Origin of the sequence: Marinobacter sp. M3C, from assembly GCF_023311895.1 — a bacterium.
Lineage (GTDB): Bacteria > Pseudomonadota > Gammaproteobacteria > Pseudomonadales > Oleiphilaceae > Marinobacter.
Genome location: NZ_CP092284.1, coordinates 2,342,976 through 2,357,324 on the forward strand (window position 1 = coordinate 2,342,976; position 14,349 = coordinate 2,357,324).

14 protein-coding genes are annotated in these 14,349 nt (G+C 54.4%); 4 read left to right on the top strand and 10 right to left on the bottom strand.

All coding sequences use genetic code 11. The features are described from left to right. Window positions 1–159 precede the first annotated feature (159 nt). The 7 genes from MIH18_RS10910 to MIH18_RS10940 form a co-directional block, all read right to left on the bottom strand. Window positions 160–1,200 carry an extracellular solute-binding protein gene (locus MIH18_RS10910; protein ID WP_249007272.1) on the bottom strand — a complete coding sequence of 347 codons (1,041 nt, stop codon included), beginning with the start codon at window positions 1,198–1,200 and terminating at the stop codon, window positions 160–162. Further along, window positions 1,197–1,964, bottom strand: coding sequence for a spermidine/putrescine ABC transporter permease PotC (gene potC / locus MIH18_RS10915; RefSeq protein WP_249007271.1), 768 nt, complete (start codon window positions 1,962–1,964; stop codon window positions 1,197–1,199). The genes MIH18_RS10910 and potC overlap by 4 nt, the downstream gene beginning before the upstream one ends. Further along, window positions 1,964–2,824: a spermidine/putrescine ABC transporter permease PotB gene (gene potB / locus MIH18_RS10920; RefSeq protein WP_249007270.1), complete on the bottom strand. Its 861-nt coding sequence runs from the start codon at window positions 2,822–2,824 to the stop codon at window positions 1,964–1,966. Before potB ends, potC begins: the two co-directional genes overlap by 1 nt. Then, window positions 2,808–3,944 carry a spermidine/putrescine ABC transporter ATP-binding protein PotA gene (gene potA / locus MIH18_RS10925; protein ID WP_249007269.1) on the bottom strand — a complete coding sequence of 379 codons (1,137 nt, stop codon included), beginning with the start codon at window positions 3,942–3,944 and terminating at the stop codon, window positions 2,808–2,810. The genes potB and potA overlap by 17 nt, the downstream gene beginning before the upstream one ends. 138 nt (window positions 3,945–4,082) lie before the next feature. Further along, window positions 4,083–5,147 (bottom strand): TRAP transporter substrate-binding protein, encoded by a 1,065-nt coding sequence (locus tag MIH18_RS10930; RefSeq protein ID WP_249007268.1) that lies wholly within the window; start codon window positions 5,145–5,147, stop codon window positions 4,083–4,085. 24 nt (window positions 5,148–5,171) lie between these two features. Beyond that, window positions 5,172–6,869, bottom strand: a complete 1,698-nt coding sequence (locus tag MIH18_RS10935; RefSeq protein ID WP_249007267.1) for a methyl-accepting chemotaxis protein — start codon at window positions 6,867–6,869, stop codon at window positions 5,172–5,174. Between the two features lie 56 nt (window positions 6,870–6,925). Further along, window positions 6,926–7,939, bottom strand: a complete 1,014-nt coding sequence (locus MIH18_RS10940; protein ID WP_249007266.1) for a DUF2235 domain-containing protein — start codon at window positions 7,937–7,939, stop codon at window positions 6,926–6,928. A gap of 345 nt (window positions 7,940–8,284) precedes the next feature. On the opposite strand from MIH18_RS10940, the gene MIH18_RS10945 reads away from it, so the two are divergent. Further along, a complete protein-coding gene (locus MIH18_RS10945) occupies window positions 8,285–8,665 on the top strand; it encodes a rhodanese-like domain-containing protein (RefSeq protein WP_249007265.1) in 381 nt (126 codons plus the stop codon). A gap of 39 nt (window positions 8,666–8,704) precedes the next feature. On the opposite strand, the gene MIH18_RS10950 is transcribed toward MIH18_RS10945, so the two are convergent. Further along, window positions 8,705–9,130, bottom strand: coding sequence for a hotdog fold thioesterase (locus MIH18_RS10950; protein ID WP_098419900.1), 426 nt, complete (start codon window positions 9,128–9,130; stop codon window positions 8,705–8,707). 171 nt (window positions 9,131–9,301) lie between these two features. Beyond that, a complete protein-coding gene (locus MIH18_RS10955; RefSeq protein WP_249007263.1) occupies window positions 9,302–10,684 on the bottom strand; it encodes a ribonuclease J in 1,383 nt (460 codons plus the stop codon). Between the two features lie 103 nt (window positions 10,685–10,787). Between MIH18_RS10955 and MIH18_RS10960 the strand changes: the two genes are divergently transcribed. The 3 genes from MIH18_RS10960 to MIH18_RS10970 all read left to right on the top strand — a co-directional run bounded on the left by MIH18_RS10960 (window position 10,788) and on the right by MIH18_RS10970 (window position 13,383). Continuing rightward, the gene (locus tag MIH18_RS10960) at window positions 10,788–11,471 is read left to right on the top strand and encodes a type 1 glutamine amidotransferase domain-containing protein (protein ID WP_249007262.1); all 684 of its coding nucleotides are present in this window, start codon (window positions 10,788–10,790) and stop codon (window positions 11,469–11,471) included. Window positions 11,472–11,611: 140 nt separating this feature from the next. Then, window positions 11,612–12,340 carry a flagellar motor protein MotA gene (locus MIH18_RS10965; RefSeq protein WP_249007261.1) on the top strand — a complete coding sequence of 243 codons (729 nt, stop codon included), beginning with the start codon at window positions 11,612–11,614 and terminating at the stop codon, window positions 12,338–12,340. After that, window positions 12,337–13,383 (top strand): peptidoglycan -binding protein, encoded by a 1,047-nt coding sequence (locus tag MIH18_RS10970; protein WP_249014552.1) that lies wholly within the window; start codon window positions 12,337–12,339, stop codon window positions 13,381–13,383. Before MIH18_RS10965 ends, MIH18_RS10970 begins: the two co-directional genes overlap by 4 nt. Here the strand turns inward: MIH18_RS10970 and MIH18_RS10975 are convergent. Beyond that, a complete protein-coding gene (locus MIH18_RS10975; RefSeq protein WP_249014553.1) occupies window positions 13,380–14,324 on the bottom strand; it encodes a 2-dehydropantoate 2-reductase in 945 nt (314 codons plus the stop codon). The genes MIH18_RS10970 and MIH18_RS10975 overlap by 4 nt on opposite strands. Window positions 14,325–14,349: the final 25 nt, after the last annotated feature.

Sequence of the window (14,349 nt, forward strand, 5' to 3'; positions counted from 1 at the left end):
AAGAAGCGGCCTTCCGGCTGTGGTGATCACATGATTGTAGATCATTGCCATGTCTGAGACCTACTTTTACGACGCATAAACGGCTGCGAGTTCGCTTTTGCACTCATCGGCCTGCCTGGCCGCTATTGCCAACAGGCAGGCCGCTTATAGCAGGTCGGATTAACGACCTGACTTCAGCTTTTCCCAATACTTGGCATAAACCTGAAGAGCCTCGTCACCGATATCGGTCTGGAACTCCGCGTTTACCATGTCGGCCGCCGTGGGGTAGCTCGCGCGATCGTTGGCAACCGCATCGCCTAGCAGTTCACGCGCAGGTAGCACCGGTGTGGCGTAGCCAATATCTGTACTGATCAGGGCAGCAATTTCCGGGCGCAGCACAAAGCTGATGAACTTGTGGGCGGCATCTGGGTTCTTCGCATTCTTCGGAATGACGAAGCTGTCCAGCCATACAATAATACCTTCTTTCGGATACACGTATTCCAGCGATTCCAGGACGTCTTTGCCCATCACCGCTTCACCGTTCCAGATCATGCCAATATCCACTTCGCCTTCCAAAAACGGCATGCGCGGGGCATCGGAGTTGAAGGTTCTTACCGAAGGCATCAGTTCGGTGAGCTTTTCATAGGCTTCTTCAATCTGCTGCGGATCGGTGCTGTTACCAGAGTAACCCAACACCCGCAATGCCACGTGAAACACCTCGCGCATGTCGTTGGTCAGAATGACGCGGCCGCTAAAACGCTCTTCCCACAAATCAGCCCAGGCGGTGACCGGCTCACCGTTAATGGCGGCGGTGTCTACGCCCAGCCCGGTGGTGCCCCACATGTAAGGCACGCTGTATTCGTTGCCCTTATCGATATCCAGATTGATCAGCTCCGGGTCGAGCTGGTCAAAGCCCTCAATCTTGCTGCGATCAATCGGCATCAAAAGGCCTTCGTTGCGCATTTTGCTCACGTAATACGTAGACGGCACGGCCAGATCATAGGCGGCGCTGTCGTCCAGCAATTTCAAACGGGCGTACATGGCCTCGTTGCTGTCATAGGTGGTGTATACCACCTGTATACCGGTTTCTTCCTCGAAGCGGGTCATCACCTCCTGAGGCATGTATTCAGACCAGTTGTACAGGTTCAGTACCTTGGGCTCTTCCGAGCTGCAGCCCACAAGGCCAGCCGTCAGTATTCCCGCCAATGCCAGTTTTTTCATTTTTTGTTCCTCATCAATATCCATTGCGACAACAACAGCATCACCAGTGAAAACACCAGTAACAAAGTGCCTAAAGCATTCACTTCAGGTTTCAGGCCCACACGCACCATGGAGTAGATGCGTAGGGGCAATATTTCGTAACTGGGTCCGCTAACAAAGGTGCTGACGACCACGTCATCCATAGACAGTGTAAAACCCAGCAGCCAACCCGCCAGCAGCGCCGGCATAATCACCGGAATCAGCACGGTACGAGTCATGGTGAAATCACTGGCGCCTAAATCGCGCGCAGCTTCCGGCAAACGTTCGTCAAACCCGCTGAGCCGTGCCATGACGGTAATCACCACGAACGGCAAGCAGAACGTGACGTGGGCCAGCAGTAACGACACATAGCCCAGCTGGATTCCCGCCAGCAAAAACAGACCCAGCAAGGATATTGCCAGTACGATTTCGGGAGACATCATCACCACAAACAACATGCCTTTCAGCGCTTTTTTACCGCGAAAGCGATAGCGGTGCAGCGCCAGCGCAGTCAACGCGCCAATCAGGGTAGACACGGTAGCGGCCGTGAGCGCCAGGAACAGCGAGTTACCCAAGGCTTTCATCATGGCGTGGTTGTTAAACAGCGATTCATACCAGCGCAGGCTAAGCCCGCCCCAGCTATAGCCTGTGCGCGAATCGTTAAACGAGAACACCACCAACACAGCGATGGGGATGTACAGCAGTAGGTAGACCAGCGCCAGGTAAGTCCGCGGTAGCCAGCGCATCAGGAACTCTCCTCGCCGAGGCGCTGTTTGCTCAGGCGATGGGCAAACATCAACAGCGCCATGGTCAAGGTAAGCACGATGCTGGCAGCAGCACCAAAGGGCCAATTGCGGGCGTCCAGAAACTGGTTTTTGATCACGTTGCCCACCAGCAGGTTACGCGATCCACCGAGTATGTCAGGCACAAAAAACAACCCCATGGCCGGCAGCAACACGAGCATAACGCCGGCCAAAACACCCGGCAAGGTGAGCGGAATAATCACATTTGTGAAGGTGGCAAAGCGCCCTGCGCCCAGATCGTGGGAAGCCAGCAGCACGTCCTGACGTAAATCATCAAACACCGCGTACAGAGGCAAAATCATAAACGGCAGCAGCAGATACACCAATCCAATGATCACCGCGCCTTGGGTGTACAACATTTGCAAGGGTTCAGAAATCCAGCCCAGCCACAGCAGAGCGCTGTTCAGCAGGCCGTTGGCGGCCAGAATCAGCTTCAGAGCGTAAACCCGCACCAGCGAATTGGTCCAGAAGGGTATGATCAATAAAAATATCAGCAGCATCTGCCGGCGTTTCTGCACTTTGGACAACGCCCAGGCAAACGGATAGCCAATCAGCAGGCATATCGCGGTGGTCAATGTCGCCATCCACAAGGAGTGCAAAAATACATCCAGATACAGCGGATTGAACAACTGGCGGTAAGCATCCAGGTTCAGCGGCAAGGCGATAAACGTGGATGGGTCGCGGGTCATCACGCTGGCGCCCACCACCAGCAGGTTGGGCGCCAGCACCAGAAACAGAAGCCAACCCCACACCAGCACCAAAACAGCGGTTTTAAAAGGCTGTAGCCTAATGCTCAGCATCATCGGCCGCCTGCTCCTCTTCGTCGGTCAGCGGTTGGTCTTGTTCCTCGGCCAACAGCCATTCCCAGCCGTCTACCCAGCTAACCCGAACTTTCTCGCCAATGTTGTAATCGAAGGTTGGGTCGTCTTCATCAAAAAACTCGCTGGCCATCACCTGGCTGCCGTCTTCCAGCTCGATCACCGAATCCAGAGTGCTGCCTTTGTAATTGCGCTCCACAATCTCGCCGGCAACGCCCTCGCTGTCGTCTGGTGCCAGCACACGGATGTCTTCCGGGCGCAGCAATACGTGCAGTGACTGGTTTATGGTTACACGGAAAGAGGGTTTACTCAGCACCCGCTTCAGGCCGAACACATCCACGCTGATCTCGCGATCGCCAATGCTGGTGACCTGTCCCGGAAAAAAGTTGGTCTGCCCCACAAAACGCGCGGTGAATAAGTTGGCCGGGCGCTCGTAAACTTCCCGCGGTGTGCCCAGCTGTTGGATATAGCCGTCTTTCAGCACCACAACGCGGTCTGACATAGACAACGCTTCCTCCTGATCGTGAGTTACGAACACAAAGGTAATGCCCAGTTCACGCTGCAGACGCTTAAGTTCTACCTGCATGGTGCGGCGCAGCTTGTAATCCAGTGCGGACAAGGGTTCGTCCAGCAACAGCAGTTTTGGCCGCTTCACCACCGCGCGAGCGATCGCTACCCGTTGCTGCTGGCCGCCAGACAACTGATGCGGCTTACGCTTGACGAAATCTTCCAGCTGTACCATCGCCAAGACTTCGTCTACCCGTTCGCGGATTTCTGCTGTTGGGCGTTTTTCCATTTTCAAGCCATAGGCCACGTTGTCATACACTGACATGTGGGGAAAAAGGGCGTAACTCTGGAATACGGTATTTAGGGGGCGCTGCTCGGGAGGCTGGTCTGTAATGTCGACTCCGGCGAGGGTAACGGTGCCGTTATCGGGAAGCTCAAAACCTGCCATCATTCTCAACAATGTGGTTTTGCCGCATCCGGAAGGGCCTAGCAGGGTAATGAACTCACCGTCAAAAATATCCAGCGTGAGCGAATCCAATACGGTTTTACCGTCGAACTGTTTGCTGATTGTGCTCAGCGAAAGTAACGTTTTTTCCATCAAATCAGCCCAAATCGAAACGGTGTCACCGTGGGTGAAAGCAAAAAGCAAAAGGGGCGTGAGGATAATCCACAACGCCCGCAGTTGCATTATTTTTAACCAGTTTTTGACCCTGCCAAATCCTGGTGTTCCGCCTGTTTATTCGTTAACGACCGAGTTCAGATACGCCTTGTCAGAAATGTTAGTCCATTGGCGCACCTGCTTCAGGTACTCCTGCTGGGAAGTAATGATTTCTTTTGCCAACGGATCTGCGGCGCTGGCCTCTTTCAACAGTCTTTCGGTGACATCGCGCAGAGCGCTGATGACTTCCGGCGGGAAGACTTTGTGGGTAACGTCCGGGTAATCCTGCTGCATACGGCTCCAGGCCACGCCGCTTTCATGGGTGCTCTGGATGTACATGTCATAGGCCGCAGTGCGCATGGCCACACGCAGAATTTCCTGCAGGTCTTCTGGCAGCTTGTTCCAGGTTTTCTCGTTAATCAGAAATTGGACTTCAGCGCCGGGTTCCTGCCAGCCGGAATAATAGTATTTGGCAATCTGGTGAAAACCCATCTGCAAATCCAGAGCCGGGCCTACCCACTCAACGGCGTCGATAGTGCCCCTTTCAAGAGCGCTATAGAGTTCGCCCGGCGGAATGTTGGTTACCGCAACACCCAGCTCTGACATCACTTCACCCGCGAACCCCGGGGTGCGCATTTTAATGCCCTTCAGGTCATCCAATGAGGTGATTTCATCACGAAACCAGCCGCCCATCTGGTTGCCGGTGTTGCCACCGGGAAACGACAGCAGGCCAAAAGGCTGGTAAACCTTCTGTGCCAGCTCCATGCCGCCACCGTGATAGAACCAGGCGTATTGCTCTGGCGCTATCATGCCAAACGGCACGGTGGTGAAGTACATGGCGTTAGGAATGCTGCCCTTGTAGTAATAAGAGGCCGTGTGGCCCATGTCGTATTGGCCGTTGCGCACCAGGTCAAAAATGCCAAAAGGCGCTTTATGCTTGTTGGACGAGTCAATACGGATCTTCAGCCGTCCGCCCGACATGGTTTCTGCCATCTCTGCCATGTGTTTGGTGGTGTCCCCCAATATGGGCGAGTTGGGGCCCCAGGTTTCCGCCAGTCGCAGGTTATAAGTTTCCTCAGCCAATGCTGAAGATGTCGCCAGGGTTGCGGCCAAGGCCAAAGTGGCCACGATCAGTTTGCGCATTGTTATGTCACCTTATTGTTGTGTTTAAACTTTGAAGTTTCCGATCAAGTGTCGCAAAGACTCACTCAAACGTGCCAGTTCATGGCTGGCCTCGTGGGTCTGGCCAACCCCAGTATCGCTTTGCTGTGCCGCATCGACAATACGCACCACGTTTTGATTTATCTCTTCGGCCACCTGGCTTTGTTGCTCGGACGCGGTGGCAATCTGGGTGATCTGGTCGTGTATCTGCCCAACCGAGGTTTCAATGGTGGCTAAAGCCTGAGCAGCATGGCTGATACGCTCGATGGTTTCAGTCGAACGCTCCCGCGACTGGTTCATACGCTCGGCGGCGGCACGAGATTCAGTCACGAATCCGTCAATCATCTCGCGAATCTGGTCCGCCGATTCGGCACTGCGCCGAGCCAGCTGGCGCACTTCGTCAGCCACTACCGAAAAACCACGGCCGTGTTCGCCGGCCCGAGCTGCTTCAATAGCCGCGTTCAACGCCAACAGATTGGTCTGCTCCGTCACCGCATGAATCACGTCCAGCACTTTCTGAATATTGTCTGAGCGCTCCGCGAGTGAGTTAATAGTGGTGGCACTGGCCTGGATTTCGTCGGAAAGCTGATGCACGGCTTGCTGCGCCGAAGCGATGGTCTTACCGCCTTCCCGAGCCATGCGATCGGCATCGGATGCGGAACTTTCAACATCGTTGGCGTTGCCGGAAATCTGCTGGATAGTCGCCACCATTTCATGGATCGCAGATGCAATCTGATCGGTTTCCGAACCCTGCCGCTGAACCGAAGCGCGGGTTTCATTGGCCACGCTGCTCAGCTCTTCCGCAGCGGAAGCCACCTGATCGGTGGTAGCCGATACCTGCCGAATGGTTTCCTGAATTTTGATCACAAAGGTATTAAAGCGGCGTCCCAGTTCCGCCAGCTCGTCGTTGCCCTCGGCGGGCAGACGCTTGCGCAGGTCACCATCGCCGTTGGCGATGTCTTCCATCAGGTCGCTTACAGTCTTCAATGGTCCGGTCACCGTGCGCCCCACAAACACACCAATAAACACGGCAAGCAGCACAATAACCGCCGTGGCCAGGGCAATAAACGCAAGGGCTTCAGCCAGCTTGGCATCGAGGTTGGTTCTTATAACGGCCAGCTGCCGATCGATATCGGTCACGTAAACACCGGCACCCAGCATCCAGTCCCAGTCGGGTATGGTCACGGTGTAAGAAACCTTTGGCTCCTTCTCACCACTGGCCGGATTCGCCCAGTCATAGCCAAGAAAGCCATCGCCGTTGGTCGCATCAAATAAAGACCGCACAACACTAATGGTGGTCGGGCTAGACACAACACCTTCTTTACTTGGGTCAGGGGCATAAGCAAGATTTCTAAACTGGCCAGGGCCGGTGCGCTCGTAGGCGTAAATATAGTTATTGCTGTCAAAACGGATGGCCCGCAGCTGGTTTGCGACCGCCTCCTTAGCCTCACGCTCGGTCAGTAAGGGGTTGTTTTTAGCCTCCAGAGCTACGATCTTGGCTACCTCTACCAGCGTTTTTAGCCCGTCTTTCCGGGATTCAAGCAGGCTCTCTTCCAGCTGCGCAAGTTGGCCAAGTTGGCGTTGTTCGTTGCTACGGAGCTGTTCAAAGCTGATGAAACTAATCGCCGCAGCAGTGAGAAAAACAGGAATCAGAGCGATAAGTAAGAGGCGTGTGCGAACGCGAAGGCGGCTTAGCAGGTCCATTAAAATGCATCCTTTCATTAAAATTGACTATTAATTTTACCATCACATTAAGTGGCTTAGCCTGCAAAGCCAACCCTTTTTAGGTTGGGCGGGCGATAATCCGGATCGCGACGCCAGCGTTCGCCAACCGACTTGTGAAGCCGGGTTTCGATGTCTGGTACCTGCAAAGGCCTAATCAGCGGGCGGGCGAAACGGAATACGTGGCGCCGCGAGTTGTGCAATTTGGCGCGGGCATCGGGCTTGAGTGCTTCAAACAGATGGTTTTCTACCCCCAAGCCGCTGGTTTCTGCTTCTTTTAACATCCATGCCAATGAATAGTCGGCGGCACGCAAACCCTGATCGTCTGGCTCGTAACCTCCGCCAATATCGCTATGGGAGCCGGCAAACCACACCTGTTGCAAGTCCAGCCCCGGTCTCGACAGCCAAAGCGTGGGCTCAAAATCTTCCCGACGCTCGTCGATTGCCAGAGCATGGCGGGCAAAGCTCACGTTGCTACCCAGCTTGGTGTCGTAAAATTCGTCTTTACTGTCAAACAGGCCCATCAGCGAGAAGGGTACCCCCAGAGCACCAACTGTATCCCAAACGCCTACAAACCGGACCTGACGCGAGGGATGGCTGTGGGCTGCGCGGAACGCAAGCGACTGTATGCCGTCAGGGGCATAGTCTTTACCGGGCTTTTTATAGTGTTCAAACGCCTGCTGGATACGTGCAGCATCTACTCGCGCAACAATGCCGCAGTTGTTAATCAAGCCACACAGCGCCCGCACCGTGTAGGCACCGCGGCTGAAGCCAAACAGATAAACTTCGTCACCCGGCGCGTAGTTCTGAACCAAATAACGATAGCCATCAAGAATATTTTTATGCAGGCCCTGGCCCGTCACCCCGCCAATTAACGCATTGTGATACGAACCTATGCCCCAATCATAAAACACCTGTTGCGAAATACCGTCCGCGGCCACTGGTGTTATTGCTCTGGCCAGCCGCAAAACGTTGGTTGGAAAATCCTTTTGCAGGTCTTCTTCAGGCCGGTTCCAGGTGCCGTCTGCACAAATAACGATCCGTTTGGCCATAGTACTGTTCTCGTTAGCCGTGGGGCTTATGCCTGCCATTTAGTATAGTCAGGCCCTGCCAGAACGTTTTGTGACGGCCGCCTCTGTTTGCGCTATTGCGGGTATATTTTAAACGCTGCCCCGATACTGAGCGTTTTGGAAAATGGCGAAGTGTTTCGCAGCCAACATCCGGTTTTCGCCATGAAAACGGCCAGAGTATCCTTCCGCGACTACTTGAACACTAAGCAATATCAGGAAATGGGAATAGTCGGCAAACCCGGATACACTTTGAGTTGAAGATTAACAGTGGCATAATACCGGCTTATTCAGTTTTAGAATAACCTTATTTCAAACCGAGGAGTTGCCATGAAAACCGTTCAGGATCTGGTGGCAGAGGCTAAATTGCACGTTTCGGAAACAGCGCTAACCGAGGCTGATGAAGTCATTAAAAAAGCAGACTTGTTGATTGACGTGCGTGACGGCGATGAATACCGCCAAAGCCACATACCTCAAGCGATTAACATTTCCCGCGGTTTGCTAGAGTTCAAGTTCAGCAACGACCCCTCGCTGGAAAATCGAGGCCTGGATATCGTGCTTTACTGCAAGAACTCCGGGCGCTCAGCGTTAGCTGCCAAGGCATTGAAAGATATGGGCTACATGCACGTTCAAATTATTGCGGGCGGCTTTGAGGCCTGGCAGGCCGCGGGCAAACCCCAAGCCAAGCCGGAAATGCCCAGCTTCAATTAACAGCCGGGCGTTAACAACGGCAAAGCGCAACAAGAAGGGCTAACGGGCCTTGGTAACGGCCATGGTCAAGCGAGAAATGCAGGTTTTTTTGCCGTTCTCGTCTTCGATCACGATGTCCCAGACCTGAGTCGTGCTGCCCAAATGAATGGCGGTTGCTGTGCCATAAACCCAGCCGCTGGTTGCGGGACGCAGATGATTCGCATTGATTTCAAGCCCTACCGCCACGGTACCCGGATCACGCAGGCAGCAGTTAGCGGCCATGCTACCCAGGGTTTCGGCCAGTAACACCGATGCGCCGCCGTGCAGAATGCCAAATGGCTGAACTGTGCGCTCATCAACGGGCATGCGGCCCTTGAGGAAGTTGTCACCCACTTCCAGAAATTCGATACCCATGTGACTAACGGCGGTATTCTGACAGCTTTTGATGATGTCTTCTTTGGTCGGAATTCGAGTCCATATCGCCATGGTTCGCGCCTTGTGTGAGTGAGTATTTTTGTGACCTGTAGGATTTGACACTAGTCTATCCAGATAGCAAGCGAACAGCCAGACTGCGAGCGCCCACAAGTACCCTGCAAGCTGGCATTGGTGCCAACAAGAGAGTGACCCTCATGCGTGCATCAGGATTTTTCTTGGCGGCTAAACCACTCGCACCAACGCCTGTTTCAGCCAGCCAAGGCGCCCTGTTTCGGTAATTTGACGGCGCATACCCGGTACCGGGCGAATCATAAACAGATCTCCGTTGCGCCCTACCAGGGTTTTGGGCACCCCGGTTTGCTTTGCCAGTCGAGCGTGCACGGCCATGTGTTCTTCTTCGCCGTGTACCGGAATGGCAACGGCAGGCTGAACCCAGCGATACATAGCCTCAAGCTCCTCCTGCGCCGGGTGGCCAGACGCGTGTATCGGCAAGTCACACTGCTCGGCGGTAATCACCTTTACCCCCATTCCCTGCAGTTGGCCGATCAGCGCGGCGATCAACTCTTCATTACCGGGAATGGCGCGGGCGCTGAAAATGACCGTGTCACCGGCTTCCAGCTCAACATCCGGGTGACTGCCATTAGCGAGACGGCGCAAGGCCGTGCGCGGCTCGCCCTGGCTACCCGTTGCCACCACCAATACCTCGTGCGGCGGCAAATAGCCCAGGTGGGCAGGATTGATTAACTCGTCGGCACTGTGCCACAGGCCTGCGGCTTTTGCGGCGGAACTCATATTCACCAGCGAGCGGCCCAGCAGCCCCATATAGCGCCCGGTTTGACGGGCAACGGCCGCCAGGGTGTGCAGGCGGGCAATGTTGCTGCCAAAACACGCCACCACCACACGGCCGTCTGCGCCTTTCACTGCGTTTAACAGGCCTTTATGCAGGGCACCTTCAGACACCGAATGGCCCTTGACCGTCGCGTTGGTGGAATCACACACCATGGCGGCTACGCCCTCGAGCGCCAAATCCGTGAATGTCTGTTTACTATAGCCATGGCCAATCAGTGGTTGGTCGTCCAGCTTCCAGTCGCCGCTGTGGAAAATATTACCCACCGGCGTGCGAATCATCAGCGCGTTGGGATCGGGTATGGAATGGGTCAGCGCCAACCACTGCACGTTGAACGGGCCGATTTGACGCCGATCATTGGTTTCCATCACGACAATGGGAACCCGGTGCAGCATGTTGAACTCGGCCAGTTTGCGACGCAAAATTTCTGCGGTAAAACGGTTGGTATAAATCGGGCATTGCAACAATGGCCACAGGTAAGGCACGGCACCCACGTGGTCTTCGTGGGCATGGGTAATCACCAGGCCACAGAGCATTTCGCGGCGATCAGCAATAAAAGCGGGGTCTGCCATTTGTACCGGCGGTTCGCCGTGATGGTGCATGCTGCCGTCTGCCGTCAAACGGCCCGGTTTTGGAAAGGTTACGCCGCAGTCCACCATTAGCCAACTGCCATCGTGGCCATACAAATTCAGGTTCATGCCAATCTCGCCGGTGCCACCAAGGGGTAAAAACCACAGGTCATTGGAATCCGGCGTCATGATTAAAAATCCCTCAGGTTGAATTTTCGCCGTTATGGCACAAACTGTCATTGTACGGATAACACACCGTAACTCACTTATTGCTTAACAAGGGCGGATGTTTATGAATATCCTGATGGTTTTGACGTCTCACGATCAACTGGGCGACACCGGCAAAAAAACCGGTTTCTGGCTGGAAGAGTTCACTGCGCCTTATTACGTATTTAAAGACGCTGGCGCTCACATCACCATTGCCTCGCCTAAAGGCGGCAAGCCGCCAGTCGATCCTGCCAGTGAAGCCGAAGGCGCTTTGACTGACAGCACAAAACGCTTTTCAGAAGATGCACACGGCAAAGAATCCCTGGCCAGCACCCGCAAACTCGCCGACGTGGACATGAACGATTACGACGCCATCTTTTACCCCGGCGGCCACGGCCCACTTTGGGACTTGGCCAACGACAAGCATTCCATAGCGCTGATCAAACGCGCCTACGAGCAGGATAAAGTCATCAGCGCGGTGTGCCATGCACCTGGCGTGTTCAAAAACGTGGACGTAAAGCCCAACCAGAATATCGTCGGCGGTCGTAAAGTCACTGGCTTCTCCAATTCCGAGGAAGAAGCGGTTCAGCTGACCAAACTGGTGCCTTTCCTGGTAGAAGACATGCTTCAGGAAAACGCCGGCGATTACAGCTGTGGCGAAGACTGGGCACCTTATGTGGTGGTTGACGGCAAACTGATTACCGGCCAGAACCCGGCTTCCTCAGAAGGCGCGGCCAAGGCTGTAGTACAGACTTTGCTCGAAGGCTAAAACTCGTAATGCCTAGCCCTGGCTTGGCCGTTTGCTTCGCCGGGGACCTCTCACCCCCATAATTTCCCGCCAATTAAGCATCAACATCCGCTAGTCTGTGCTAACGTTTTGACGAAAATCTCAACAGGCTGACTTTTTTCATGAGCAATCCAAAACATACCCTTTTCTGGATGACGTTCTTTCTGGCGATTGTTGCCGTCGTCGGCGTATTGATTCACCAACCGCTGATAACCGCTTTCATGGCCAACTGGGTCTTTAACCTGTTGATTGTCTGCGTACTTCTTGTTGGCATAGGGCTTACTTATCGCCAAGTGTTCGTATTGTTTCCCGAGCTGCGCTGGATTTCCCAGTTCCGCACCGGCCAGTCAGGCCTGTCAGTGCTTGAAGAACCCCGCCTGCTTAAGCCACTGGCCAGGCAGCTGGGCGAAGATTCCAAACGTGATCGTTTTACGCTTTCTACCATGTCGCTACGCACGGTTCTAGATGGCATTTACTCCCGCATGGACGAGCAGCGTGAGATCACCCGTTACTTTATCAACCTGTTGGTTTTTCTGGGGCTTCTTGGCACCTTTTGGGGCTTACTGGGCACCATCAACGCAGTGGGTGCGGTGATTACCAATCTGGACATGGGCCAAGGTGATTTCAGCAAAGTGTTTGCGGACCTCCAAGCCGGGCTGCTAACGCCCTTGCAGGGTATGGGCACAGCGTTCAGTTCGTCGCTGTTCGGTCTTGGCGGCTCCCTGATACTCGGCTTTCTTGATATCCAGGCCGGCCATGCCCAGAACCGATTCTATGACGGACTGGAAGAATGGCTGACCGGCGTTACCAACCTGTTAGACCCGTTCACCAGCAATGAACGTCAGCCATGATTGGGTCCAGGCGCCGAAGCAGAAGCACCACCAACGTCTGGCCAGGGTACGTAGACGCCCTCTCGGCCCTGCTGATGTTGGTGATATTCATGTTGCTGGTTTACGTGGTAAGCCAGCTTTTTCTGTCGCAAACGCTTTCTGACCGCAACTCCGAACTGGCCCAGCTGAACCAGCGGCTAAGCGAGATATCTCAGCTGTTAGGGCTGGAACAGGGCACAACGGCGGCTCTGGAGCAGCAAATGCTCATGGTTCAAAACAGCTTCAGCGACAGTCTTGCCCAAAATGAAGACCTGCAGCAACGGCTGGAAGCCTCCCGCGATCAATTAATGCGGCAAACCGCCGACGCCGAAGCCCGAGCTGAAAGCCTGGCGAGTATGAACCAGGATCTGGATAACAAGGATGAGCTTTCCAACAGCCAACAAAATATGATCATGCGGCTATCCAACCAGATCGCATCGCTGCAAAACCAGCTACGACAAATAACCACTGCCTTAAAACTGCAAAGAGAAATGACCGTCGGTAAAGAAAACGAGCTGGAAAATGTCAGCCGGCGCCTTAACACCCTATTGGCGGAGCGAATCAACCAACTGGAGCAGTACCAGTCTGAATTTTTCGCCCGGTTGAGGAACATTTTGGCCGCCAATGAAAACATCCGCATTGTTGGCGACCGCTTCCTGCTGCCATCCGAGTTGCTGTTCGCTTCCGGTTCGGCCCTTCTCGGCGCAGAAGGCAAACGCGAACTCGACAAGCTCGCCGGAGTGCTGCTGGATGTGGTTGAAACCATACCCGCAGACCTAGAGTGGATTCTGCGCATTGATGGCCATACCGATCGAATTCCCATCAATACACCGCAGTTCCCTTCCAACTGGGAGCTTTCAACCGCACGCGCTGTCGCGGTAGTGCGCTACCTAGCCGATCAGAGCGTGCCGCAAAACCGCATGGTTGCGGCGGGTTTTGGTGAGTTCTTCCCGGTGGCAACCGGCACCACGCCCGAAGCGCTGCAGGCAAACAGGCGTATCGAAATCAAGCTCACCGACCGCTAGCCCAAACCATGCTCAAGAAGAGCATTCACGGTAGTGGTATAGGGTGCACCGATGCCAAGTGCTTCCGAACGCCGAAGTACCGCTCCTGCAATGCTGTCCAGCTCCAGAGGCCGGCCTTTTTCTTTATCAACCAGCATGGATGTTTTGATCGCGTTAAAGCTGCTAATCAGCGCGAACATTTCATCCAGGTCTTGTTGCCCAAGGTTAACGCCATCTGCCCGCGACGCTGCAACGGTTTCAGCCATCATGGCATAAACCAACTTGCCAAATTTCGGATGCTGGGTAAGGCTTCGGGTATCCAGACCTGTAAGGGCAGAAAGCGGGTTTACTCCATTATTGATCACCAGCTTACGCCAAAGCTCATGACGGATCCGCGGGCTGACGGTAGCGGGAATGCCGGATTTGTTAAACGCTGCTTCCAATGTCTTCAGCAACAGCCTGCGGGTATCTGGCTGCGGCGCAGCCTCCGGCCATTCGCCCATAACCACTTGGCCGACACCTTCTGCTTCTATCATGCCCGGTTCAACAATGTGCCCTCCAATACGCACCGCAAGGCCCCCCAAGGTTCGATTGGCACCAATCGCTGCGGCGATCATGGGCTCGTTATCAACACCATTTTGTAGCGACAGCAGTGCTACTGAACCCTTCCCCAACCATGGGCCTAGCTCGTGTAATACAGATTCCGTCGCAGTAGACTTCAGTGCCAACAGCACCAGATCAAAGTCGTCTGCTCGATATTGTTTAAGCAAGTGGGCATGGTCAAAAACAGGTAGCCGACAATTCCATTCGTCACCACCATATCGCACCGTCAGGCCACGGTTTTCTATCGCGTGTAGGTGTTCACAGCGAGCCGTAAGAACTACATCGTGCCCGGCCCGGGAAAGGCGTGCCGCGTAATAGCCGCCAATACCTCCAGCACCAACCATCAGTAACTTGAGCATGAACCCTATCCTGTCGTTTTTTTTA

What these genes read in the sequence shown, in the direction of transcription:
- potC (WP_249007271.1), bottom strand. Translation starts at nt 1,964, where the DNA reads ATGCGCTGGCTACCGCGGACTTACCTGGCGCTGGTCTACCTACTGCTG.
- potA (WP_249007269.1), bottom strand. Translation starts at nt 3,944, where the DNA reads ATGGAAAAAACGTTACTTTCGCTGAGCACAATCAGCAAACAGTTCGAC.
- MIH18_RS10940 (WP_249007266.1), bottom strand. Translation starts at nt 7,939, where the DNA reads ATGGCCAAACGGATCGTTATTTGTGCAGACGGCACCTGGAACCGGCCT.
- MIH18_RS10955 (WP_249007263.1), bottom strand. Translation starts at nt 10,684, where the DNA reads ATGACGCCGGATTCCAATGACCTGTGGTTTTTACCCCTTGGTGGCACC.
- MIH18_RS10975 (WP_249014553.1), bottom strand. Translation starts at nt 14,324, where the DNA reads ATGCTCAAGTTACTGATGGTTGGTGCTGGAGGTATTGGCGGCTATTAC.
- MIH18_RS10930 (WP_249007268.1), bottom strand. Translation starts at nt 5,147, where the DNA reads ATGCGCAAACTGATCGTGGCCACTTTGGCCTTGGCCGCAACCCTGGCG.
- MIH18_RS10970 (WP_249014552.1), top strand. Translation starts at nt 12,337, where the DNA reads ATGATTGGGTCCAGGCGCCGAAGCAGAAGCACCACCAACGTCTGGCCA.
- MIH18_RS10950 (WP_098419900.1), bottom strand. Translation starts at nt 9,130, where the DNA reads ATGGCGATATGGACTCGAATTCCGACCAAAGAAGACATCATCAAAAGC.
- MIH18_RS10910 (WP_249007272.1), bottom strand. Translation starts at nt 1,200, where the DNA reads ATGAAAAAACTGGCATTGGCGGGAATACTGACGGCTGGCCTTGTGGGC.
- potB (WP_249007270.1), bottom strand. Translation starts at nt 2,824, where the DNA reads ATGATGCTGAGCATTAGGCTACAGCCTTTTAAAACCGCTGTTTTGGTG.
- MIH18_RS10960 (WP_249007262.1), top strand. Translation starts at nt 10,788, where the DNA reads ATGAATATCCTGATGGTTTTGACGTCTCACGATCAACTGGGCGACACC.
- MIH18_RS10935 (WP_249007267.1), bottom strand. Translation starts at nt 6,869, where the DNA reads ATGGACCTGCTAAGCCGCCTTCGCGTTCGCACACGCCTCTTACTTATC.
- MIH18_RS10945 (WP_249007265.1), top strand. Translation starts at nt 8,285, where the DNA reads ATGAAAACCGTTCAGGATCTGGTGGCAGAGGCTAAATTGCACGTTTCG.
- MIH18_RS10965 (WP_249007261.1), top strand. Translation starts at nt 11,612, where the DNA reads ATGAGCAATCCAAAACATACCCTTTTCTGGATGACGTTCTTTCTGGCG.